At 74.0% G+C, this 22,367-nt stretch carries 24 protein-coding genes and 2 pseudogenes; 16 read left to right on the top strand and 10 right to left on the bottom strand.

Annotated elements, in window-relative coordinates:
* Window positions 1-95: 95 nt before the first annotated feature.
* Window positions 96-813 (bottom strand): annotated as a pseudogene (locus ACZ51S_RS17200) (SWIM zinc finger family protein); the annotation flags it as partial.
* A gap of 234 nt (window positions 814-1,047) precedes the next feature.
* Here ACZ51S_RS17200 and ppk2 point away from each other — a divergent pair.
* From ppk2 to ACZ51S_RS17185, 3 genes are all read left to right on the top strand, one after another.
* Entirely contained in the window at window positions 1,048-2,028 is a 981-nt protein-coding gene (ppk2, locus tag ACZ51S_RS17195) for a polyphosphate kinase 2 (RefSeq protein WP_468474568.1), read from the top strand.
* Window positions 2,029-2,141: 113 nt separating this feature from the next.
* Window positions 2,142-2,591, top strand: coding sequence for a PRC-barrel domain-containing protein (locus ACZ51S_RS17190; protein ID WP_388940608.1), 450 nt, complete (start codon window positions 2,142-2,144; stop codon window positions 2,589-2,591).
* Window positions 2,592-2,905: 314 nt separating this feature from the next.
* Window positions 2,906-3,247: a hypothetical protein gene (locus ACZ51S_RS17185; RefSeq protein WP_468474567.1), complete on the top strand. Its 342-nt coding sequence runs from the start codon at window positions 2,906-2,908 to the stop codon at window positions 3,245-3,247.
* A gap of 53 nt (window positions 3,248-3,300) precedes the next feature.
* On the opposite strand, the gene ACZ51S_RS17180 is transcribed toward ACZ51S_RS17185, so the two are convergent.
* Complete coding sequence (locus ACZ51S_RS17180) at window positions 3,301-4,821, bottom strand: SDR family oxidoreductase (protein WP_468961291.1); 1,521 nt, start codon at window positions 4,819-4,821, stop codon at window positions 3,301-3,303.
* A gap of 383 nt (window positions 4,822-5,204) precedes the next feature.
* Here ACZ51S_RS17180 and ACZ51S_RS17175 point away from each other — a divergent pair, with 383 nt between their 5' ends.
* From ACZ51S_RS17175 to ACZ51S_RS17165, 3 genes are all read left to right on the top strand, one after another.
* The gene (locus ACZ51S_RS17175; RefSeq protein ID WP_468474565.1) at window positions 5,205-5,513 is read left to right on the top strand and encodes a hypothetical protein; all 309 of its coding nucleotides are present in this window, start codon (window positions 5,205-5,207) and stop codon (window positions 5,511-5,513) included.
* Window positions 5,514-5,640: 127 nt separating this feature from the next.
* Window positions 5,641-6,075 carry an Rrf2 family transcriptional regulator gene (locus ACZ51S_RS17170; RefSeq protein WP_468961289.1) on the top strand — a complete coding sequence of 145 codons (435 nt, stop codon included), beginning with the start codon at window positions 5,641-5,643 and terminating at the stop codon, window positions 6,073-6,075.
* A gap of 114 nt (window positions 6,076-6,189) precedes the next feature.
* A complete protein-coding gene (locus tag ACZ51S_RS17165; RefSeq protein ID WP_468474563.1) occupies window positions 6,190-6,693 on the top strand; it encodes a GNAT family N-acetyltransferase in 504 nt (167 codons plus the stop codon).
* 16 nt (window positions 6,694-6,709) lie between these two features.
* Here ACZ51S_RS17165 and ACZ51S_RS17160 read toward each other — a convergent pair whose 3' ends face one another.
* The 4 genes from ACZ51S_RS17160 to ACZ51S_RS17145 all read right to left on the bottom strand — a co-directional run bounded on the left by ACZ51S_RS17160 (window position 6,710) and on the right by ACZ51S_RS17145 (window position 9,818).
* Window positions 6,710-7,495: an NPP1 family protein gene (locus ACZ51S_RS17160; RefSeq protein ID WP_468961287.1), complete on the bottom strand. Its 786-nt coding sequence runs from the start codon at window positions 7,493-7,495 to the stop codon at window positions 6,710-6,712.
* Between the two features lie 237 nt (window positions 7,496-7,732).
* Window positions 7,733-7,957 (bottom strand): translation initiation factor IF-1, encoded by a 225-nt coding sequence (gene infA, locus ACZ51S_RS17155; protein ID WP_467893112.1) that lies wholly within the window; start codon window positions 7,955-7,957, stop codon window positions 7,733-7,735.
* Window positions 7,958-8,026: 69 nt separating this feature from the next.
* A complete protein-coding gene (locus ACZ51S_RS17150) occupies window positions 8,027-8,791 on the bottom strand; it encodes a GNAT family N-acetyltransferase (RefSeq protein ID WP_468474561.1) in 765 nt (254 codons plus the stop codon).
* A 172-nt stretch (window positions 8,792-8,963) separates the two neighbouring features.
* Complete coding sequence (locus tag ACZ51S_RS17145; protein ID WP_468886003.1) at window positions 8,964-9,818, bottom strand: dienelactone hydrolase family protein; 855 nt, start codon at window positions 9,816-9,818, stop codon at window positions 8,964-8,966.
* 140 nt (window positions 9,819-9,958) lie between these two features.
* Here ACZ51S_RS17145 and ACZ51S_RS17140 point away from each other — a divergent pair, with 140 nt between their 5' ends.
* The 3 genes from ACZ51S_RS17140 (at window position 9,959) to ACZ51S_RS17130 (ending at window position 12,473) form a co-directional block, all read left to right on the top strand.
* Window positions 9,959-11,056 carry a GlxA family transcriptional regulator gene (locus ACZ51S_RS17140; protein ID WP_468803276.1) on the top strand — a complete coding sequence of 366 codons (1,098 nt, stop codon included), beginning with the start codon at window positions 9,959-9,961 and terminating at the stop codon, window positions 11,054-11,056.
* A 132-nt stretch (window positions 11,057-11,188) separates the two neighbouring features.
* Window positions 11,189-11,794 carry a TIGR03086 family metal-binding protein gene (locus tag ACZ51S_RS17135; protein ID WP_468474558.1) on the top strand — a complete coding sequence of 202 codons (606 nt, stop codon included), beginning with the start codon at window positions 11,189-11,191 and terminating at the stop codon, window positions 11,792-11,794.
* A 175-nt stretch (window positions 11,795-11,969) separates the two neighbouring features.
* Complete coding sequence (locus ACZ51S_RS17130) at window positions 11,970-12,473, top strand: metallophosphoesterase family protein (RefSeq protein ID WP_468474557.1); 504 nt, start codon at window positions 11,970-11,972, stop codon at window positions 12,471-12,473.
* A gap of 27 nt (window positions 12,474-12,500) precedes the next feature.
* On the opposite strand, the gene ACZ51S_RS17125 is transcribed toward ACZ51S_RS17130, so the two are convergent.
* Window positions 12,501-13,532: a sulfotransferase gene (locus ACZ51S_RS17125; protein WP_468961284.1), complete on the bottom strand. Its 1,032-nt coding sequence runs from the start codon at window positions 13,530-13,532 to the stop codon at window positions 12,501-12,503.
* Window positions 13,533-13,786: 254 nt separating this feature from the next.
* Here ACZ51S_RS17125 and ACZ51S_RS17120 point away from each other — a divergent pair, with 254 nt between their 5' ends.
* The 4 genes from ACZ51S_RS17120 to ACZ51S_RS17105 are packed head-to-tail and all read left to right on the top strand — an operon-like array spanning window position 13,787 to window position 17,499.
* The gene (locus tag ACZ51S_RS17120) at window positions 13,787-16,138 is read left to right on the top strand and encodes a sensor histidine kinase (RefSeq protein ID WP_468961282.1); all 2,352 of its coding nucleotides are present in this window, start codon (window positions 13,787-13,789) and stop codon (window positions 16,136-16,138) included.
* Window positions 16,135-16,539: a roadblock/LC7 domain-containing protein gene (locus ACZ51S_RS17115; RefSeq protein ID WP_388940587.1), complete on the top strand. Its 405-nt coding sequence runs from the start codon at window positions 16,135-16,137 to the stop codon at window positions 16,537-16,539. Before ACZ51S_RS17120 ends, ACZ51S_RS17115 begins: the two co-directional genes overlap by 4 nt.
* Window positions 16,539-16,910, top strand: a complete 372-nt coding sequence (locus ACZ51S_RS17110; protein WP_468474554.1) for a DUF742 domain-containing protein — start codon at window positions 16,539-16,541, stop codon at window positions 16,908-16,910. Before ACZ51S_RS17115 ends, ACZ51S_RS17110 begins: the two co-directional genes overlap by 1 nt.
* Entirely contained in the window at window positions 16,897-17,499 is a 603-nt protein-coding gene (locus ACZ51S_RS17105; RefSeq protein WP_388940584.1) for a GTP-binding protein, read from the top strand. Before ACZ51S_RS17110 ends, ACZ51S_RS17105 begins: the two co-directional genes overlap by 14 nt.
* On the opposite strand, the gene ACZ51S_RS17100 is transcribed toward ACZ51S_RS17105, so the two are convergent.
* Window positions 17,465-17,854 (bottom strand): hypothetical protein, encoded by a 390-nt coding sequence (locus ACZ51S_RS17100; protein ID WP_468474553.1) that lies wholly within the window; start codon window positions 17,852-17,854, stop codon window positions 17,465-17,467. The genes ACZ51S_RS17105 and ACZ51S_RS17100 overlap by 35 nt on opposite strands.
* 361 nt (window positions 17,855-18,215) lie before the next feature.
* Here ACZ51S_RS17100 and ACZ51S_RS17095 point away from each other — a divergent pair, with 361 nt between their 5' ends.
* The 3 genes from ACZ51S_RS17095 to ACZ51S_RS17085 all read left to right on the top strand — a co-directional run bounded on the left by ACZ51S_RS17095 (window position 18,216) and on the right by ACZ51S_RS17085 (window position 20,219).
* Complete coding sequence (locus ACZ51S_RS17095; protein WP_468961280.1) at window positions 18,216-18,860, top strand: dihydrofolate reductase family protein; 645 nt, start codon at window positions 18,216-18,218, stop codon at window positions 18,858-18,860.
* A gap of 114 nt (window positions 18,861-18,974) precedes the next feature.
* Window positions 18,975-19,700 carry a VanZ family protein gene (locus ACZ51S_RS17090; protein ID WP_468961278.1) on the top strand — a complete coding sequence of 242 codons (726 nt, stop codon included), beginning with the start codon at window positions 18,975-18,977 and terminating at the stop codon, window positions 19,698-19,700.
* Between the two features lie 354 nt (window positions 19,701-20,054).
* Window positions 20,055-20,219 carry a hypothetical protein gene (locus ACZ51S_RS17085; protein ID WP_468886017.1) on the top strand — a complete coding sequence of 55 codons (165 nt, stop codon included), beginning with the start codon at window positions 20,055-20,057 and terminating at the stop codon, window positions 20,217-20,219.
* Window positions 20,220-20,575: 356 nt separating this feature from the next.
* Here the strand turns inward: ACZ51S_RS17085 and ACZ51S_RS17080 are convergent, their stop codons facing one another.
* On the bottom strand, window positions 20,576-20,929 hold the full coding sequence (locus ACZ51S_RS17080) for a UBP-type zinc finger domain-containing protein (RefSeq protein WP_468961276.1): 354 nt from the start codon (window positions 20,927-20,929) through the stop codon (window positions 20,576-20,578).
* Window positions 20,926-22,362, bottom strand: a pseudogene (locus tag ACZ51S_RS17075) (ATP-binding protein). Before ACZ51S_RS17075 ends, ACZ51S_RS17080 begins: the two are co-directional and overlap by 4 nt.
* Window positions 22,363-22,367 lie beyond the last annotated feature (5 nt).

Raw genomic sequence — 22,367 nt, 5'->3', positions numbered from 1 at the left:
GCGGCGGCGAGTGTGAGCAGCGCGTCCACGGCCCTCAGCCGGTCCTCCGGATGCCGGGCGCCCAGGCCCGTGGCGACCACGAGGTGCAGCGCCGGGCCGGCCTCCCCGCCGGCCGCGGCGAGCGAGGTCAGCACGGCGGTCCCGCCGCGCCCGTCATGGAGGGCGCGGCCCGTGACCGCCGGGAGCCACCAGGCGGTCAGGGAGCCGTACAACCGCAGGCCGGTGGCGTGCCGCAGCACCCGCTGGAGGGCGGAGAGGCGCTCGGGGCCGGGCAGACAGACCGCGCCGGGCACCGGGCGGGTGGTGGGGCGTAGCGTACGGCCCGAGGGAACCACCCACAGCGCGCCGCCCGCGGCTCCACCGCCCGCCGGGGTGCGGGGGAGGGAGCGCGGGAATCGGGTCGCCTCGGCGGCGCTCAGTTCGGCCCGCAGGTCGAACCCGGTGGTGACGACCTGCGATTCGGCGAAGCCGCGCAGCCAGCGCCTCGGGCAGCGGAACCTTCTTCGCGACGACCGGGGCGTCCAGCGTGGCCACCGCCATCTCCTCGGGACCGACCCGCGGGGGCGGCGGATCGTCACCCGTGAGCCGGGACAAACAACGCCTCGCGCAGCGGGTTGTTGGCGTCGACGTTGGTGGTGCCGTGCTCCGTGTCGGTTGCCCGTGACCACCGGGTCGAGGGAGGCGCGCAGGGTGCGCCGGTGGTAGCGGGCCGCGGCCACGTCCGCGACCGCGAGCAGCGCCCGCCGCCGCCTGAGGCGCGCTCAGGAACCCGGCGAAGAAACACGGATGGGCCGCCGCCCCGGCAGGGGTCAGACCACCCGCCGGGGCGGAGCCACTGACAACGCCCGGGCCTCGACGGTCTTCCGCGGTGCGCGCCGCGCGGGCGCGTCCCGCGCCTGCCGGGCACGCCGTGCGGGCCGGCCGGACCCTCGTACGGAGTACCGCGCGTCCCCCGCCCCCGCACCGCCCGGCAGGGACTCCCCGCACCCCCTCGGAGGTATTGCCGTTGGTGCACGTGAGGGCGCCGTTGCCGGGTAGGTACGGGACATGGACGGTATGCGGAACGAACCGAAGGCCGATGATTTGCTCGCGGGCTTGCGCGTGGACACGAGCCAGCCGGAACAGCCCGTGCTGCTGGAGGCGGACGGCGCTCCCATCCGCACATGGCGCGAGAACTACCCCTACGAGCGCAAGATCGGCCGGAAGGAGTACGAAAGGACGAAGCGGGTCCTGCAGATCGAGCTGCTGAAGCTGCAGCGCTGGGTGAAGGCCTCAGGGGCCCGGCTGGTGGTGATCTGCGAAGGCAGGGACGCCGCGGGCAAGGGCGGAACCATCCAGCGGTTCACCGAACGGCTCAACCCCCGGGGCGCTCGGATCGTCGCCCTCGACAAGCCGACCGAGCGGGAGGCGGGGCAGTGGTACTTCCAGCGGTACATCTCCCACCTCCCGGCCAAGGGAGAGATCGTCTTCTTCGACCGTTCCTGGTACAACCGCTCGGGCGTCGAGAAGGTCATGGGCTTCTGCACGGAGGAGGAGCACGCCCTCTTCCTGCGGCAGTGCCCGGATTTCGAAGCCATGCTGGTCGAGGACGGCATGCTGCTGGTCAAGTTCTGGTTCTCGGTTTCCCGCGCGGAGCAGCGCACCCGTTTCGCGATCAGGCAGGTCGATCCGGTGCGCCAGTGGAAACTGTCCCCGACCGACCTCGCCTCGCTGGACCGGTGGGACGCGTACACCGTCGCCAAGGTGGAGATGTTCCGCGCGACCGACACCGCCGAGGCGCCGTGGACGGTGGTCAAGAGCAACGACAAACGGCGGGCCCGGCTGGCGGCGATGCGCTACCTGCTGTGGCGCGTCGACTACGACAACAAGGACGACCGGGCCGTCGGCCGCCCCGACCCCCTGATCGTCGGCGCCGCCGACACCCTGCTGGAGCCGGGAGAGGAGCCCGCCACCCTTTCCCCCACCTCCCTGGCCGGCCCGGCGGCGGGCCGCGGCCTGCACCCCACCCCTCCGCAGGACAGCGCGTGACGCGGTCTGCCGTTTTCCGTACACCGGACGGAGCGGGCTCGTCCGCTTCGCCGGGCCGAGTACGGGTAGCCGGGCGGTGACAGCAGCGCACGGCGCGAAGACAAGGGGAAACGATGATCACGCAGGAGCAGGTGACGGCCATGGTCGGGTGTACGGCGTACACGGACCAGGGCCAGCGGGTGGGCGGGGTGGACTACGTCCTGGTGGACGACACCACCGGCAGGCCCGAATGGGTCCGGATCACCGACCGGGCCTCCGGGCTGGGAGGCGTCTTCGTCCCGTTGCGCCACGCGGAACTGGAGGACCAGCGGCTGGTGCTCCCGTACGCCGTCTCCCTGATCGAACGGGCCCCCTGCGCGGCGCTGGACTGCGGCAGCGTCCTCTCGGTGGCGGAGGAGCAGCAGCTGTTCGCGCATTACGGGATCCGGGACGCCCGGGAAGAGGTGAACGCCGAGAGCGGCGCGGGCTGGGGGCGGATGGACCGGGCGGCGGCCATCCGGGAAGGCACGGCCGGCCAGGAAGCGCTCCTGTCCCGGCTCCGGGCGGCGCAACCCGGGCGGTGAAGCGGCCGCGAGGTGGGCGGGGGCGAGGTGGCCGTCGGCGGCGGCAGGCCGCCGGCGGGGCCCGGCCCGCCGCCCCGCCGGCCGGAGCGGCACCCCGATCCGCCCGATGGCCACCGCCCCCGGCATCCCCGCCCGGCCCGCCCACAACCGACCGCCCCCGGTTCTGCGTCCTCCTGGCGGAACCATCTCCGGCCGACCGGTGCGGAGCATCGTCGAACCTGGAGAGCGCCATCACCACGTCCATCCCCGACCGACCCGGCCCGACCACTCCGGCCCGCCGCACGCCCGCCCTCGGCAGGCTGCTCCTGGGCGGAGTGGCGGGCGTCCTGCTGACCGCCACCGTCCTGACGGTCCTGTGGTGGCCCCGGACCGAGGTGACGTACCGCAGTACCGCCCCCTCGGCCATCGCCTACTCCGACGGGTCGCCCCACTTCCTGACGCTGGTGCACCAGCACAGCCTGTCCGGACGGGAGTCCTACAGGATGGTGATCGGCAGGTCACCCGGCGTGTCCTACGGGCACTGGCTGGACGTCGACACCGCCCTGGGCGCCAAGGGCGTCGAATCCACGACCTGGACGGAGTCCGGGGTACGGGTCCGCTTCCCGACCGGGCACGAGGTCTTCGTCCCGGCCCGCTCCTTCCTGGGCGGCAGGTGACGGCGGTCGTCCCCGACGGCACCACCCTGCCGCGGCCGGCCGGCCGGACCCGGCTACCCGCGGAGCGGCCGGGCGGGCGTCCCGGGAAGGGCGCCGGACTGTTCGGCCGCGCGGGCGATGTTGCGGGCCATGCCGCCGAACACCGCCGCGTGGAAGGGACTCACGGCCCACCAGTACAGGTGGCCCAGCAGGCCGTGCGGGTGGAAGAGGGCGCGCTGCCGGTAGCGGGACCGGCCCTCGTGCACCGGGTCGGGTTCCGCGTACATCTCCAGCCAGGCCAGGCCGGGCACCCGCATCTCGGCGCGCAGCCGCAGCAGCCGGCCCGGCTCGATCTCCTCGACCCGCCAGAAGTCGAGCGCGTCGCCCACCCGCAGCCGGGCGGCGTCGCGGCGGCCGCGGCGGATCCCGGCACCGCCGGCCAGCCGGTCCAGCCAGCCGCGGACGGCCCAGGCCAGTGGGAAGGAGTACCAGCCGTGCTCACCGCCGATGCCCTCCACCACCTGCCACAGCGCGGCGGGCGGGGCCGCCACCTCGGCCCCGCGGTGGTCGGTGTACAGGCTGCCGCCGGCCCAGCCGGGGTCGGTGGGCAGCGGATCGCTGGGGGCGCCGGGCAGGGAGGCGGAGGACCACCGGGTGCTCACTTGCGCCTCCCGGACCCGTTGGAGGGCGAAGGCCAACGCCCGGTCGAAGGCGAGCGGGGCGCCGGGCGGGTCCGGTACCCAGCGGGCGATGTCGTGCTCCCCGCACACCACCTCGTGGCGCAGGGACTCCGCCAGCGGACGGGCCAGAGCCCGGGGGACCGGCGTCACCAGGCCGATCCAGAGGCTGGAGAGCCCCGGGCTGAGCATGGGCACGCGCAGGATCCGCCGCCGCGGGAGCTCGGCGACGGCGGCGTAGCGCTGCATCATCTCCTCGTACGTGAGGACGTCCGGGCCGCCGATGTCGAAGATCCGGCTGACCTCGGGCGGCATGCCGGCGCTCCCGACGAGGTAGCGGAGCACGTCACGGATGGCGATGGGCTGCACCCGGGTGCCCACCCAGCTCGGCGTGACCATGACCGGCAGCCGTTCCGTCAGGTACCGCAGCATCTCGAAGGAGGCCGACCCCGAGCCGATGACCACGGCGGCCCGCAGCACGGTGCACGGGACGCCGGAGTCCAGCAGGATCCGGCCCACCTCGGCGCGGGAGCGCAGGTGCGGCGAGAGCCGTTCGGGGGACGCCCCGCCGGGGGTGAGGCCGCCGAGGTAGACGATGCGCCGTACGCCGGCCAGCCGGGCCCGCTCGGCGAAGAGACGGGCCGCGGCCCGGTCGCGCTCCTCGAAACCGGGGCCGGCGCTGAGGGCGTGCACCAGGTAGTAGGCGACGTCCACCCCGCGCAGGGCGGCGTCCAGCGAGTCCGGATCGGTGACATCGCCGCGCACCACCTGGGCGCGGTCGGCCCAGGGGTGGTCGCGCAGCCGTTCGGGTGAGCGGGCCAGCGCCCGGACCCGGTATCCGGCGTCGAGGAGCTCGGGCACCAGGCGGCCGCCGATGTAGCCGGTCACACCGGTGACCAGGCACAGGTCACCCGTCATGGCTCGTCACCCTCCCGACGCGGCGGGCCGCCCGGCGCGTCCCGCGTTCCCGCTCGTCACCTGCCATGGGGTGGCTCCTCCCTCGGGCGGCGGCGCGCGGCGGCGCCACACCCTTCCGAGAGTGGCCCGGGCGCCGCCGGGGCGCAAAACGCAGCGGTTCCGCGTCGTTTCGGCATCCGCCCCCGCATCCGCCCCCGCATCCGCCCCCGCATCCGCACTCTCACCCGATCATCCGGCATCCCGGGAGTGCCCCCGCACCCCGCCGATCTCGTGCATTCGCCCGCGGCGTCGAGCGTGTGAACCGGGTGCCCCGCGCGGGACGGTGTTTGCTGGGGGCAGGAGGCCACCTGAGAGGCCCCCCTGCCCCGGGAGGAAGCGCAGACATGAAGTTCGCGCAGATCATCGACTTCGAGACGGAACGCATCGACGAGGTGCGCGACCTGCTGCGCGCCTACGAGGAGCGGGCCCGCACGCAGGGGCGCGGTAACGCGCCCGTCGCCCGTACCCTGCTCAAGGACCACGCCAACCCCAACCGCTACCTCGCGGTGGTCCACTTCGAATCCCACGAGGCGGCCACGGCGAACAGCAACGCCCCCGAGACCAGCGAGCTGGCCCAGGCGCTCTCGGCGCTGATGACCCGGCCGACCGCCTACACCGACTGCGACATCGTCGACGAGCAGGGCGCCGGCTGACCCCCACCGCCCCTGCCGGCCGCTGCGAGCCGGTCGTGGCGCCTCCGGTGGGGCTGGACACGGAACCTGTGTCGTAACAGAATTGGTTGCGACACAAGCGCCGACGGCTCCGGGCACGGGAGGTCTCATGGGTACGAGCAGCCGCATGACCGTGGCCACGCACGCGCTGGCCTGGATGGCGCGGTTCTGCCCCGGGCGCTCCGGAGGCATCGTGACGTCCGAGCAGATCGCCATCAGCGTCAACACCAATCCCGTCGTCATCCGCCGCGCCCTCGGGAGCCTGCGTGACGCAGGACTGGTGGAGTCGCAGCGCGGGCAGGGCGCGGGCTGGCGGCTGGCCCGCGCTCCGGAATCGATCACCCTGAGGGACGTCTACCTCGCCGTCGAGCCGGAGCCCCTCATCGCCCTGCACTCCTCGCCGCCCAACCAGGAGTGCCCCGTCGGGCGGGCCGTCCCGTCCGTGCTGCGAGAGGTGTACGACCGCGCGGAGGAGTCGATGAGGGCCGAACTGGCCGCCGTCACCGTCGCCGACGTGGCGAGGGCGACGATCGCCCGAACCTGAGCGGCCGTACGACCCGTCCGGGCCGGTCCCGTGGGACCGGCCTCCCTCTCCCCCTAGTCGTAACTCACTCTGTTACGTCAAGGCGACCCCAACGATCTTGAGGACCGAACGACAGTGATCACCACGGAACGCCTCCGGCTGCGCCCCCTCACCGACGCCGACACCGCATGGTGGGTGAACCTCCACGCCGACGAGGAGGTCAACCGGTTCGTCGGCAGCTACACCCCGGAGCAAGCCGCGGCGCGCCTGGCCGCGATACAGCGGCAGTGGGACCAGCGCGGCCATGGACTGTGCGCGGTCGAACTGCGCGGCACCGGCGAGGCGATCGGACGATGCGGCCTGAACTGGTGGGAGGAGTTCGACGAGACCGAGGTCGGCTGGACCCTCGCCCGGGCGCACTGGGGGCACGGCTACGCCACGGAAGCGGCCCGGGCGGTTCTGGAATGGGGCTTCGGGACCCTGCGCCTCCAGCAGATCACCGCCATGATCCATCACGGCAACACCGCCTCCACCACCGTCGCCCGGCGCCTCGGATTCACCCGTCTCCGCGAGGACACGGTCCTCGGCCGGCCCTGCACCGTCTACGCCCTCGCCCGGGACGACTTCCCTCCCCGCTGAACGCACGGCGGCGCCGTCATCCCCGGCTCCCCGCCCACTGGTTGGGGTCGAAGGGTATGCCCGCCGGTTTGGCCTCCGCGAGGTGGGCGGAGAAGGAACCGTCCTTCAGACCGAAGTGGGCACTGCCGAAGTCCGCCTGGCTGAGCTTGTCGCGGAGCGTCGCGGGGTAGCCCGACCACCCGACCAGGGCGGGGAACTGCCAGGCGCGCGAGTGGTTCTCGGGCGGCTCGTCGTTGGAGTTCGCCGGGCGGAAGCAGTGCGTACCGGCGCCGTCCTTGTGGTACACGATCTTGGGGTGGGTGCCGTCCCAGCGGATCTGGTCGCGCGTGTGGATGTTGAAGTCCCCGTGGGCGGAGGTGGCGACGTACTTCGCCTCGCCGTCCTGGATCCACACCGCGACGTGTTCCCAGTCGTGGCGGTGGCCGCCGAGGCTGATGCCGGGGATGGCCTGGTCCTTCTCGAAGTACAGCGCGTACACCACGACGCACCAGCCGTTGTTGCACGCCGAGCGGGAGTAGCCGTTGGTGTTGGCGAGGTCCGAGGCGTCGTGACAGTTGCCGTTGAGCGCGCCCGTGGGGCTGAGGCCGCCGTTCAGCACCCCGGTCGGCCCGATGGCGGGCGTCGGGTAGCAGCCGTCCGTGTCGTAGTCGTACGCCGGCTGGAAGGCCACCTCCATGGCCTCGGCGTTGGCGGGCAGCGCCGGGGGCGGAGCCGCGAAGGCCACCTGAGGTACGGCGACCACCAGCGCGAGAGCGGCGCCGACGGTGACGAACGATCTCCGGACCTGATGACTCGTCCGCACAGCGGGCCTCCGGCGGGTCGGGGGTCGACGGAGCGCGGATCCCGGCCGGGCCGGCGGGTGCGCCGGAAGCATCATTGGGGAACGCGGACGGCACGACAAGAGCCGCGGCCCCGGCTCTTCACGGTGGCACCGCATCGCAACAAGTTTCAATCCAGGGCGGGTTGGGTCGGATCCGGCTCGAGCGGCGCCGGCCGAGGCGTGCGCCCGGGGCGGGCCCGGGCGCACGCCTCACGCCGCTCAGGTCCGGTACCGGTACAGGATCCTGCCGCGGGTCAGGTCATACGTGCTGACTTCGACGAGCACCCGGTCGAAGGGGAGGATTCTGATGTAATTTTTGCGGATCTTCCCGCTGATGTGCGCGAGCACCTGGTGCCCGTTCTGCAGCTCCACCTTGAAGGTGGCGTTGCGCAGGCATTCCATGACGGTGCCCTCGACTTCCAGGCCTTTGGACGTTCGAGCCATGTCCCTCTTTCCTCGGATCGGGATGTGAATCTGGATGTGGATGGGGGGCCGGTGGGCTCCGGCATGACGTCAGGTGCGCACCAGCTCCACGATGCCGCTGGTCCGCCGGGCGCCGATGTGCTCGAGCAGCGCGAGCGCGGCGGTGTTGGATTCGTCGGCCTCCGCCCAGGCCGAACCGGTTCCGGCGCGGTGCAACGAGCCCAGCGCGTGCGCCAGCAGGGCCCGGCCGACGCCCCGGCGGCGCTGACCGGCCCGCACCGCGACCAGTCCGATCCGCGCCCGGCGGGGAACCGGGGCGACCCGTACCAGCCCCACGTACGCGCCGTCGCGGACCGCCACCGTGTACCGCGACGGGTCCAGCGGTACCGGCCCGGCCGAGAGTGGCAGTACCTCGGCCGGCATGGTCCGCCATCCGGCGCCGGCCTCGACCTCCTCGCGGATCGCGAGGTCCAGCGCCACCAGCAGGCCTTCGTCCGCTTCCTCACCCGGCAGGATCGTCACGCCGTCAGGTGCCCGCAGGCTGTCGAGCCCCGTTTCGCGCGGATCGGTGGACAGGACGTACTCCCCCTCGCGGCGTGCGGCGGTGAAGCCCGCCCGCTCCCACCGGGAACGCAGGCCGGGGTCGGCCTCGCCGACCAGCGTGTGGAGAGGGGCCGGCAGGTCCTCCAGCATCGCGGCGGCGAGCCGGCCGAAGGCGGCGTCCTGCCATACGTCGATGCTGACGAAGAGCCGCCCGTCGGGCCGCCGCGAGACATCGCCGTGGCCCACGGTCCGGCCGTCGGCCACCGCCCGCCACTGGGACCCGGTCACCCGGTCGACCATCACTGAGTTCATAGGTGTCGCCTTTCAGGAGTGCCTGGTTGCAGAGGCGCTCCCGACGACACCTGAGTCAGTCGTCCACCGTGACGGAAGGTGGGAGCACCCACGTCGATACAGCCTTCATGGGTGTCACCTCCTCACGTCCTGTCACGGTGCGCCCCACCCTAGTCAACGGGCGGCGACCCTCCTACCGGTTTTCCGGCCCGGGCCGGCCGGAGGGCGGCGGGAGCGTGCCGTCCTGCCGGTAGAGGCGGTCGGTGAGGAACGCCAGGATCTCGTCGCGGGCCCGGACCGTGGGGTGGCCGGCCTCGTCGACGAGATGGGCGGTGACGACGCTGTGCGGGGTGCCGACCAGGTCGGCGAAGAAGGGCGGCGGGGAGGGGTTGGCGGCGGTGTCCGGGAGGACGCGCCCGTCGAAGGAGTCGCCGAGCAGTGCTCGGTAGGCGGCGAAGCGCTGCCCCGTGCACCAGCGGTCGCCCGCGAAGCGGTACGCGAGGACCGTGAGCCCGTCGCGTTCGAGCCGGTCGCGCACCGCGAGCGCGTCCGCCGCGTCGAGTTCGAGGCCGCCGGGGTCGTCGAGCGGCAGCGACGGGTGGTTGACCACCGGGGCGATCACCGCCGGCTCCAGGGCCATGGTGAGGGCGAAGTTGCCGGTGAAGCACAGCCCGATGGCGCCCACCCCCGGCCCGCCGCACGCGCCGTGGACCCGGCGCGCCAGGCCGCGCAGCCAGAGCGTCACCGGGCTGGTGCCGCCGCCGGCGAAGGCACGGAACTCCGCACTGACACAGGCGCGGCGGACGACCTCCCGGCCGCCCTCGACGGTGGGGAAGGCACCGTCCTTGCCGAACAGGGACGGCACGTGGACGGTGAAGCCCGCGTCCCGCACCCAGCGCGCCAGCCGCAGGACATCGGGACTGATCCCCGGCATCTCGGGCAGCACCACGACGCCGGGCCCCGCCCCGGCGACGTACACCGTCTTCTCCACCCCCTCCACGGCCACGTTCAGGCGGGTGAAGTCGGTGATCGGATCGTCGTCGCTCATGAGGCCAGGCTCGCCCCCGGACCGGCCGCCGGGGGAGGGGCGGGATCGCCGGGACCGCGGGTAATCTCGCCACGCGTGGGGGAGGCGACCGGTACGCGGCCGCCGGCGCGGGGCCGCGTACACCGGGAGGGACGGGAACGATGGCGCAGACGGTGCGGCAGCCGCAGGACCGAGCGGCACCGGACGCGCCGCGGCAGCAGCGGGACGGCGGGGGACCGGGCGTCGCGCTGCGGGTCGGGGTCCTGGCGTACCCGGGCTGCTTCGCGTCCGAGGTGTTCGGCGTCCCCGACCTGCTGACGATGGCCGGGCACGTCGCCGGACCGGACGCACCCGGCTACCGGGTGTCGGTCGTCTCGCCCCGCCGCCGGGTCACCGCCTCGGGCGGCGCGAACCTGGACGTGCACCCCCTGCGCGAGGTCGACGTCCTCGTGGTGCCCGGCTTCGAACTGCCCCCGGACGCGGACCTCGACGCGCGGCTCGCCGGGCTCGCCCCCGAGGTCGCGGCGATCCGGACGCGGGCCGCCGCCGGCACCGCCGTCGTCTCCCTCTGCGTCGGCGCGTTCCTGCTCGCCGAGGCCGGGCTCCTCGACCGGCGCCGGGCCACCACCTCCTGGCTGCACGCCGGCGAACTGGCCAGGCGCTGCCCGGCCGCCGACGTGCGGCCCGAGCTGCTGGTCGTCACCGACGCGGGCGTGACGACCACGGCCGCCTTCAGCGCCATGTACGACTTCGCGCTGGACCTGATCCGCCGGCACGACGGCCCCCGGGTGGCCCGCACCACCGCCCGGGTGGCGCTCCTCGGCGACACGCGGACCTCCCAGACCCCGTACGTCGACCCGGCCCTCCTGCCGCAACCGGGCCGGGAGTTCTCCCAGCGGGTCATGCGCCGGCTCGACCAGAACCTGGCCCGGCCCTACGACCTCACCGCGCTCGCGGACGCCTTCCGCGTCAGCACCCGCACCCTGCTGCGCCGCTTCGCCGCCGAAACCGGACGCACCCCGCTGGCCCATCTGCAGGCCTCCCGCGTCCGCCGCGCCCGCCGCCTGCTGGAGACCACCGACCGCACCGTCGCCGCCGTGGCCGCCGCCGTCGGCTACCGGGACGCCGGTACCTTCGCCGCCCTCTTCGCCCGCCACACCGGCCACCGCCCGAGCACCTACCGGGCCGCCTTCCGCCGTACGGGCCCGGCCCCCGCCCCGGACGCCGGCGTCCCGGGTGACGTACCGGGCGGACCGTGATCCGCGTGGACGCGGCCACCCCGCGCCACCGCCCGGCCGCACGGAAGCCGGCCGTCCGCGGGCATGTCCGATGAGCCGCGGCCCGGGCGCGGGTCTACCCTTCACAGGTGATCGTCCCGGAGGGAGCGCAGGATGACCGGCACGGAGATGCTCGATCTCGGACCGCAGGCGGCCGTCGTGGCCCGTCTCGTCACCGGCGTCCCCGAGGCCCGGCTCACCGGCCCCACCCCGTGCCCCGGGTACGCGGTCAGGGACCTGCTGGGCCACCTCGCGGGCCTGACCGCGGCCTTCCGCGACGCCGCCCGCAAGGACCTCGGTCCCACGACCGACACGCCCCCGGACGCCTCCGCGCCCGGGCTGCCCGCCGACTGGCGCGACCGGCTGCCGGGGGATCTGGACGAACTGGCGCGGGCCTGGCGGGATCCCGCCGCGTGGACCGGGATGACCCGCGCGGGCGGCGTGGACCTGCCCGGCGCCGTCGCGGCCGCCGTGACGGTCGACGAACTGGTCGTCCACGGCTGGGACCTGGCCCGGGCCACCGGCCAGGAGTACGCCCCCGACCCGTCCGCGCTGCGGGCCTCGCACGCCTTCCTGCTCGAGGCCGCCCAGGAGGACGACCGCGGCGACGGCATCTTCGGCCCGGTCGTCGCCGTACCGGACGACGCGCCGCTGCTGGACCGGACGGTCGGCCTGAGCGGACGCGACCCGGGCTGGACACCGCCGGCGCCGCGGCCCTGACCGCCCCGCGGGCACGCAGGCCCCCGGGTGCCACCGGCCGGCGCCAGGGGGTTCCCGTACGCGCCCACGGCACGGCGGTCAGGGCGTCGCGGTGCGGCACCGGACCGGCCGGAACCACCCGCACGGCCGCGCCGACGACGCGGGCGCCCGGAGGTGCGGCGCGTACCGTGGGCCCGTGAGGCTCCTGCTGACCTCGGACACGCACGTACCGGCGCGGGCCAGACGCCTGCCCGAAGCCCTGCTGACAGCCGTCGACGACGCCGACGCGGTGATCCACGCCGGGGACTGGACCGACGAAGCCACCCTCGACCTGCTGGAGTCGAGGTCGCGCCGCCTGATCGCCGTCCACGGCAACAACGACGGCCCCGCGCTGCGCGCCAGGCTCCCCGAGATCGCCCGGGCGGAGCTCGGCGGCCTGCGCTTCGCGGTCGTCCACGAGACCGGTCCGGCGGCCGGACGCGAGCGGCGCTGCGCCGCCCGCTTCCCCGACGCCGACGTCCTGGTGTTCGGACACAGCCACATCCCGTGGGACTCCACGGCCCCGGGCGGGCTCCGCCTGCTCAATCCCGGCTCGCCGACCGACCGCCGGCGCCAGCCGCACCACACCTTCCTGACCCTCACCGCCGAGTACGGGACGCTGCGCGACGTCGTCCTCCACCGCCTGCCCGCCCGGCCGTGACACGGCGGCCGGCCGCGCCCGTACCCGCTACCCCCGGCTGCCCTCCAGCGCGCGCGTGCCCGGAGCGCAACCCTCCCGCAGGGCCGCGAGTTCAGCCGGAGGCAGGCGCAGCGAGGCGCCCCGCCGGCCGGCGTCCAGCCGGGCCGCGCCCGCGTCGAGCCACTGGGGGAGCGGCTCGACGCCGATGAAGCGGGCCAGCCGCGTGAGCTCCTCGAGGGGCCGGTCGAGGAGGTCCTCGTAGGAGAGCGTGGTCCGTAGGGGCGCGGGCACCTCGCCGAGGTGCGCCACGCCCCGTACGACGATCTCGGACCACAGCGCCGCGAACCCCGACGACGGCAGCTCGCGGCCCAGCACCAACGCGGAGTCGAAACGCTCGGCCAGCAGCTGCGACAACTCGGGCGGCAGGGAGCGGACCTGGTCCTCCGTCAGGTCCTCCACGCGCGCGGCTCCCGTCCGGGCGAGGATGTCCCGCAGCAGGAAGATCAGCCGGTAGCCCGTGTGCCTGCTCATGGACAGCGCGCAGTCGGGCCCGTCCCTGAACAGGTGGACGAAGCGGGCCCGCGGGAAGACCCGGCGCAACAGCGGAACCCGGTCCGACGAATAGCCCGACCGCTCCACCACCGCCGTGGCCCCGGTCCGGGCGCACAGCAGGCCGAACAGTGCCTCGTAATGACCGGCGGCGGTGCGGGCCGGCCAGCCGCGCACCTCCTTCTCCAGCTCGTCGAACAGGCCGTCCGGGTCGTCGGTCAGGTGCGGGAGCACCATCAGCGACAGGGCGGGGATACCGGTGGTCGAGGTCGCGAAGCGTCCGGGACGGCGCGTGTAGAGGAATTCCGGCATCGGCACCCCGCTGCGGATCATCCGCTCGAAGACCGGATTCGGGTCGGCCAGCAGCCGCCAGAACTCGCCACCGGTGAGGACGCCTTCGGGGAAGCCGCGGCTCTGCACGGAAGACAGCAGCTCGTTCAGGCTGAGCACATCCGGATGCGTGTTGACGATTCCCGACAGTGCGGTCGACCCACTGCGGCCCGTACCCACGACAAACGTCAGACCGCGCATGCCACCACGCTCCTCCGGAGACGACCCGTACCGATCGCGACCAGCCTTCCCCCGGGGCCGCCCCCCGATGCCACGACCGCGGACGCCACGAACGCCGCTGCCGGCGCTCCTACCACGCAAAGGCTTGGAAGTAAGGTCTCCGTTTATTCGGACTGGCTGGATATGATCGGCATCCTCACCCCGCAGGGCCGTGCAGGCAGTTCCGGCACGCCCTCGTTCAGGCCCGTCCCCCTCTCCGCCGCTCCCGAGGACCGATGTCTGCGATGGCACCCGAAGGACCACCGAGCCCGCCGCCCGTCCGGCGCCGCCGCACCGTACGCCTGCGCACGCTGCTGGTCTGCATGGCCGTCGTACCGACCGTGGCGATGGGTGCCCAGGTCACGGTGACCGCCCAGCGGCTGCTGGCCCAGTCGGAGCACCTGCGAGCCGATGTGAAGGCCGGCCAGCGGACCGGAATGCCGCTGGTCAGGCTGATGACCGAGCTGCAGGCCGAGCGCGCGGTGACGGCCGCGCGCTGGTCGGGCTCGTCCGTGGCCGATGACGCCCTGCGCGAGAGGCGGGCCGCGACGGACCGCGCCGCGGCGGAGCTCCGACGGCTCTCGGGCGGCGCCGGTGAGGACGCGACGCATCGGTCCGGGCCGGGCGGGGGACACCTCGCCACCGTGACCGGGCGGCTCGACCTCCTGGCCTCGTACCGCAAACGCGTCGACGCCCACAACGGCAGTGTCGAACAGGCGGTCGGCTACTACACCGGTGTGATCGACGACATCATCCGCGCCTACCAGGAGGAATTCAGCCACGCCGAGGACGCCGAACTCGCCCAGGAGAGCAGGCCCGCCGTCGCCCTGTTCTCCGCCACCGAGATGGTCGCGCGCGAGGACACCGCCCTCGCGCTGGCCGGCCCCTCCCGTGAGCTGGCGGCCACCGGCTTCTCCGACTTCCTCAACGCCGTCGGCACCCACCGGTACCTGTACGACACCTGGATCGTGCCGTACCTCCCGCCCGCCGAACTCGACTCGTTCAACAAGCTCACCGCCTCCGAGGCCTGGCAGACCAAGCTCCGCGTCGAGAACGCGGTCGTCGCCAACCACAAGGACACCGCGACCGGCGCCAAGCTCCCCGCCGACGTCGCCGACTGGCCCGCCGCACACCACGCGTTCGCACCGCGGCTGGCCGAACTCAACACCGACCGGGCCCGGAGCGTACTCGCCCGCGCCGACGCCAAGGCCACCGCGCTGGAGACCGAGGTCTACTGGCTGGTCGGCGCCAGCGGCGCCACCCTGCTGCTGGTCACCGCGGTCGTCGTCCTCACCACCCGGTCCGTCCTGCGGCGGCTCAGCCGCCTGCACACCCGTACCGTCGCCATCGCCGAGGAGACGCTGCCCGATGTGGTGGCCCGGCTCCAGCGCGGAGAAGCAGTCGGCACGCAGGCGCTGCCGGCGGTGCGCGGGCGCGAGGACGAGGTCGGGCAGATCGCCGACGCCTTCGCCCGGGTGGTCGCCGTGTCCGTCGACGGGCACCGGCAGCTCGCCGCCGAACGCCACGGCTTCGGCCTGTTCGCCTCCGGCATCGCCGCGCGCGCCGGGAACCTGGTCAGCAGGCAGCTGAGCCTGACCGAGGACATCCAGGACACCTTCGGCCACGACGAGGCGCTCCTGGCCCAGTTGATGCGATCCGACCAGCTGACGGTGGGGATGCGGCGCCAGATCGAGAACCTGCTCATCCTCGCCGGCGGCGAGGTCCCCGACCCGCACACCGAGCCCATGCGCGTCGCCGACCTGCTGCGCGAGGCCGCCGCGGAGGTCGAGGACTTCCGCCGGATCGAACGCCAGGCACTGGACGAGGCGAGCGTGCGGCCGCACGCGATCAGCCAGATCAGCCACCTGCTGGCGGAGCTCCTGGACAACGCGACCAGGTTCTCGCCGCCGCGGTCGAAGGTGGTGGTCCGCGCCGAACTCGTGGCCGACGGACTCTCCGTCGAGATCGAGGACCGCGGACCGCGCGTCTCGCCGGCCGGCTACGAGGCCATGAACGAGCGCCTGCACTCGGCACCGCCGTACTCCGTCCTCGCCGAGAACGCGCACCGGCTCGGCCTCTTCGTCGTGGGCCACCTCGCCGACCAGCTCGAGGCCCGGGTCACGCTGCGGCGCTCCGTGTACGGGGGGACCGCGGCCGTGGTGATCCTGCCGAGCGCTCTGCTGGCGCCCGCCACCCCGGGGGACGAGCGGCACGGGCACGCCCCCGCGCCGGGGGAGCCCGCACCGCCGCCCGAGCGGCATCCCGCGCCGGCCGCCGTGCCCGCCCCCGTACGCCTGCCGGTACGCGAGCCCGCGCCGGACGCCGGCGCCCCGTCGGCCCCGGTGCCCGTACCCCCGCGGCCCGGACGGCCGCGGCCCGCCGGCCCGGCAGGGCCGGCCGACGCCCGGCCCGCCCTGCCCGAGCGCGTCCCGCAGACCCATCTCACCCGGCAGCTCCGAGGGCCCCGCGCCCCGGAGCCCGACACCGGCCGGGACACGGCGACACCCGAAGAGGTGGCCGACGCCTGGGCGGACTACGAAGAGGGGACCAGGAAAGTGGAAGCAGAGCTCGGAGCGGATCAGCCATGACGACGACAGCCAGTGAGATGATCTACGGCATCCTGGACAACAACCTGAGCAGGATCGCCGGCATCGAAGGGGCCGTGCTCCTCTCCAACGACGGGATCAAGCTCAGCGCCTACCTGCTCGACCGGGACCGGGCCGAGCGCATCGCGGCCGCGTCCTCCGGCATAGCCGCCACCATGAAGGCGATATCCAGGGAGATCGACGGCGGGCGGGTCATCCGGCAGCTGGTGGAGATGGACGACCGGTACCTCTGCGTCGTCGGATGCGGAGAAGGCAGCACGCTCATCGTGGTGACCTCCCGCAAGGCACGGCTCGGAGAACTGGGCGGCGAGGCCGTACGGACCGCGCAGGCGCTCGGCGAGTGGCTGGGAACCCCCGAGCGCACGTCCCCGCCGACCGCGTAATGCCCGAGGAGCCGCAGCGCCGAAGCCCCCGCCGGACACGGCTGTACGCGCTGACCGACGGCCGCACGGCCGCCGCCCCGCAGACCGCCCTCACCATGGACACCACCATCGTGGCGGCGGTCGCCGCGGACGACGCCCACACCGGACTGGCCACCGAATGGCGGGCCGTCCTCACCATGTGCGCGCGGCCGGGCGGACTGGCGGTCGCCGAGATCGCCGCTCGCATGCACATGCGCCTCACACCGATGACGCTCCTCCTGGGCGAGCTCGTGGACCGCGGGCTGGTCCACCACCGGCCGCCCCTGGAGGGCGCCGAGACCACCAACGTCCACCTGCTCATGAAAATCAGGGACAACCTTGCCCGGATATGACACTCCCGACGCTTTCGCCACCCCAGGAGCGTCCCCCGTCAAGATCCTCATCGCCGGCGGATTCGGAGTCGGCAAGACGACCCTGGTCGAATCGGTCTCCGAGATCGAGCCGCTGCGTACGGAGGAGCGCCTCACGAGCGCGGGAATCGGCGTGGACGACCTCGACGGCATCGAGTCCAAGACATTGACCACCGTCGCGATGGACTTCGGCCGGATCACCCTCGCCGACGCCGGAGTCGTCCTCTACCTGTTCGGCACCCCCGGCCAGGAGCGGTTCTGGTTCATGTGGGACGACCTGCTCCACGGGGCCCTGGGGGCACTCGTGCTCGTCGACACCCGGCGCCTGGACCGGGGCTTCCCGGCGATCGACTTCTTCGAGAGCCGGGGGCTGCCGTTCGTCGTCGGCGCGAACTGCTTCCACGGCGAACAGCCGTACACCCCCGCGGAGATCGCCGCCGCACTCCACCTGAGGGACCCCGCCACCCCCGTCCTCCTGCTGGACGCCCGGTCCCGCAGGGAGGCCCGCGACTCGCTGCTGGCCCTGCTCGACGTGGTCATCTCCCGGGCGGCGGCCCCGGCCGGCACCTGACGGGACACCGGGCGGCGGCGGGCGACGCGGCGAGCCGTGCGCACGCCGGTTCCCGGCCGGCCGGGGCGCTGCCGTCCTCCAGCAGCACCTGCAACGCGCACTCGGCGGCCCGGTGCCGCAGGAACACCTGCGCGCGGGTGCCGGCCGCCAGGTCCCGGGCGGCGGCCGCCCCCGCGCGCATCGCGTCGTCCTGATTCCCGCTCCACCCGTGCGCGGTGCGCCGTACGGAGCCGTCCCACGCGGTGTGGCGGGCCATCCAGAACCAGCCGGTCCCCGCGCGGCAACGACCCCAGACCACCGTGTCGAGGCCGGCGTCCGCCCCGTCCTGCCCGTGCGCCTGCGGCTCCTGCGTCACGTGCGTCCCCCCGACATCGTCCCGGTCCGGTCCGCAGGCTAGGTCAGGGCGGCAGGCGCCAGGGAGCCCGGGTTTCGGCCAACATGAGCGGAACGGCGAACCAGGGGGGCCGGTCCCTCGGGAGGCGGACACCGGCACCCGAGTGATCATCATGTACGAGATCAAGGGCGTGAACGCCACCCCCGGCGGGCGGATGTCCGTCCGGTTCCATGACCACGGGTACGCCGCCCGGCCGGACCGGCGCTCCGGCCCCGCGGCTGACGCCCGGCCGGGTGGGCCGGGTCCCGGTGGGGCGATGAGTCCGCGGCCTCCCGGCGGTCCATCTCCTGACGGAGACGACCGATTCACAGGGGGGTACGCCATGGGCCTCATCCGCATCGAGCTGTTCGCGAGCCTCGACCTCGTCGGGCAGGCGCCCGGCGCCCCCGACGAGGACCCGGTGGGGTTCCCGTTCGGAGGCTGGCAGGCGCCCCTGCTGGACGAGGTCGCCGGGGCGCAGATCGCGGCCGCCTACGAAGGGACGGACGCCCTCCTGCTCGGCCGGCGGACCTACGACATCTTCGCCGCCCACTGGCCCCACCAGGAGGGTGGCGAGGCCGACGAGATCGCCAGGCTCTTCAACGGCGTTCCGAAGTACGTGGCCTCCCGCGGCAGGCCCGACCTGTCGTGGGCCGGGTCCACCCGGCTCGGCCCGGACCTCGCCCACGCGGTACGCGAGATCCGTGACCGGCACCGGAACGTGAAGGTCGTCGGCAGCCTGAACCTCGTACAGAGCCTCCTGCGCGAGAAGCTCTTCGACCGTCTCGACCTCTGGCTGCACCCGATCGTCCTCGGCGTCGGGAAGAAGGTCTTCGACAACGGCACGGTGGCCGCCAGCCTCAGGCTCCTCGAACCCCCGGCGGCAGGCCCGAACGGCATCGTGTACCTCCGTTACGGCCTCGCCGACGGCGTGCCCGCCACCGGGGACATGAGCGCACCCGGCCGTGGAGTCGCACGCGCCGGCTGAAGCGGCCGGCCGCGCGTACGGACCGCCGCCCGCCGGCGCGGAACGCGTCGGCACCCCGCCCCGGGGTACACGGGCCTGCACGGCAGGAGCGGGTCACTAAGGAGGGAGCGGTCCATGGACGTACGCGGAAGGCTAGCCGCGTTGCGCCGGCCGAAGCGGAGGCAGCGGCCGGAACGGGCGGAGCGCGGGGAGAAGCGGGCAGAACGGGCAGAACGGGCAGAACGGGCGGAGCGGGCCGAGCGGGCCGAGCGTGCCGAGCGGGCGGCGGGCGCGCGGGAGCCCGTTCCCCCGCTCCGGCCCCCCGCCCGCCCGGTGTTACGGGCCCTCGCGATGCTGGCCGCCTTCGCCGGGACCGTCCTGTTCAGCCTGGCCCTGGCGCGCATCACCCTGGAGCCCTCGGCCGCCTCGGCCGGGATCGCGCACAGCAACACCCGCCCGGGCGCCTCGATCGGCCCGTACCTCGACGGCGCGTCCTTCAGGGAGGCCGCCGAACAGCTCGGCGGGAACGTCCTGCTGGGCGTTCCCTTCGGGGTGCTGCTCCCGGTCCTGCTTCCCCAGGCGCGCGGGCTGCTGAGGGTGGCTGCGGTGACGGCCGTCGTGATGACCCTCGTGGAACTCATCCAGGGCGCCCTGGTCACCGGCCGCGCCTTCGACGTGGACGACCTCCTCCTCAACACCGCCGGCGCGCTGCTGGGCTATCTCCTCCTGGGCCGCCGGATGGGCCGGGCGGTGCACCCGCGCCGCCACCACTGGTGGCACCGCCTGACCCGCCGCCGGGCCGCCCCCGCCCCGGCCCCCGGCCCCGCGCCGCACCCCGGCCGGCGTGACGACCGCGGTTGACGCCGGCCCTGCCCCGGGGGGGGCCTGCCCGGCCGGCGCGGGCCGTCCGGGACCGCCGGCCAGGTGGTCGGCCCGGGCCCGGCGAGGGGCCGCACCGTGACCCCGGGGAAGTCGGGCAGGCCGGTCACCTCGTAGAACACCGTCCACGAGGGCTCGGCGGCCGAGGCGAAGGAAGCAAGGGTCTCGGGCAGGGTGGTGAAGCGGGGCCCCAGCGCGGGCCGTTCGAGCCGTTCGGCGTACGGCCCGAGGAGGCCGAGCACGCGCCGAGACGGTGCCGGAAGACGGCCTGGTGGTGGTCCCGCCGGGCACCGTGCACGCGTTCGGCGCCGCCCCGGGGCAGGGGCGGAGCTGCTGGTGCTCCTGACGCCGGGCACCGACCGCTTCGGCTACTTCCGGGCGCTGGGGCGGGTGCGGCGGGGTGAGGAGCCCTTCGAGGTGCTGCTGGACGCGCAGGACCAGTACGACGTGCACTTCGCCGCCGCCCGGCACGACCGGCCGGCCGGAACACCCGCGGGGTGACGAGGGAGCCGCCCGGGCCGTTCCCCGGCGCCTGGCCGAACTCCGCGCCAGGGAGAGGGGTTTGGGCCCGGGAATCGGGGACACACGCGTCCATGACGGCGGCACGTCTCGCCAGACCGGCGACCACCGCGGCTGGCGACCGCAGGCGGCCCCCCTTCCCGGGGCCGCGGCCTGCGGGCCGCCGAGACGGCACCGCTCCGTCGTCCCGCCGCAGGCACGGCCCGCGGCCGCGTCCATGCCTCCCCGCGGACCCGGCCCGGCCCAAGCCCCCGGCGCCCACTGGCCCCCCCAGCGGTCCCCGGGCCCGTCGGCGGGACGACGACCGTCCCTCACCCCGCCTCCCCCCCCGGGGCCCGTCAGCGGTGGAGCCGTGTCGTCCAGTCCTGGGGGAGACGGTCGGCCGGACCGGGGACCGGCTGGGTCGGCGGGTGTTCCGTCGGCGGGGCCAGCGGGGGCCCGCCCTCGTACAGGGAGTTCGTGTCGAAGTTCCAGAACCAGTCCTCGCCCGGTTCGAAGCTCTGCACCAGGGGATGGCCGGTGGCCTTCCAGTGGGCGGTGGCGTGCTGCGCCGGTGAGGAGTCGCAGCAGCCGATGTGCCCGCACTGGGCACAGCGGCGCAGATGGAACCACCAGCCGTCCACCGCCTGGCATTCGACGCAGCCGGTGCCGGAGGGCGGGACGGCAGGGTCGATTCCGTCGATCCCGGTCATACGGTCTCCTCGGGGGTGTCGGGTGCGGTCAGCGGCAGCAGCACCTGGAAACGGGTGTCGCCGGGGACGGATTCCACCTGGAGGCTGCCGTGGTGCTTGTTGACCACGATCCGCCAGGAGATGTCCAGGCCGAGCCCGGTGCCCTCGCCGACCGGTTTGGTGGTGAAGAAGGGGTCGTAGATGCGGCTGCGGATCTCAGGGGGGATTCCCGGGCCGGTATCGCGGAACTCCACCAGCAGCCGGTCGCCCTCCCGCGCGGTACGGACCGTCAGGGTGCCGTCGCCGCCGGTGTCCGCGATCGCGGACACGGCGTTGTCGATGAGGTTGGTCCACACCTGGTTGAGCTCCGCCGGATAGGCGGGCACGTCCGGCACGGAGCGGTCGTAGTCCTTGACCACCCGCACCCCGGGCCCGATCTTGCCGGACAGCATCAGCAGGGTGCTGTCGAGGAGTTCGTGGACGTCGACCACCCGGTGCGGGGCCCGGTCGAGCTGCGCGTACTGCTTGGCCGCGTCCACGAGGTGGGAGATGCGGGTCACGGAGTCGTCGATCTCGTCCATCAGCAGCTCGGTCTCGACCGTGTAGTTGAGCCAGCCGATCGCCGCCGGCAGCAGCTCCCCGGCCACGGCCGCCGCGACCTGCTCCAGCCAGTCGGTGTCCAGCCCGGCCTGTACGAAGGCCGGTGCCACCCGCCACCCGTCCGGGAAGCCGTGGTCCTCCAGCCAGTCGGCCAGCTCCTCCTCCCGGTCGGAGGCTTCCATCGGGCTCAGCGCCGGTGCCTTCGCGACGCGTTCGACGGTCCGCTCCTGGATCTCGATGAGGTCGGCGATCGCCTCACGCGCGTACTGCCCCTGGGAGATGCGGGCCAGCTTGTGCCGCATCTTGCCGACCCGCTCCCGCAGCGCCGCGGTGGCCCGCACGGCCGCCGCGGCGGGGTTGTTCAGCTCGTGGGTGAGCCCGGCGGACAACGAACCGAGCGCCAGCAGCCGTTCACGCTGCCCGATGGCCCGCTGGGTGTTCCTCGAACCGAAGAACAGCCCCTCCAGCAGGTGCGCCGCCATCGGGAACCACTCCCGCATGATGTCCGCGAACGACTGGGCCGGCAGTACGAAGAACCGCGTCGGCTCCGTCACCCGCATGGAGTTGACGTACGTCTGGGGCACCCGGTCACCCAGATAGGCCTGCATCGCGCCCGCGTACACCCCGCGCTGCGAGGTGCGGCTCACCTCGACGTCGTCACCGCCGACCCGCCGCGACAGGACGACGGTGCCCTCGATCATCACGTAGAAGCAGGCGGCGGGCTCGCCCTCGGTCTACACCGGGCCGGCTTCGAACCGTTCCACCCGCCCCTCGCGGCACAGACGGCCGAGCTGCTCCGGGGACAGCTCCTCGAACAGGAACAGGGACGCAATCTCGTGCGGCGCGCAGGGCATCACCA

The sequence above is a fragment of the Streptomyces sp. NPDC034043 genome, assembly GCF_055575675.1.
The sequence above is the reverse complement of the archived record's forward strand: the minus strand, read 5'-3'. Positions and strand labels throughout refer to the sequence as shown.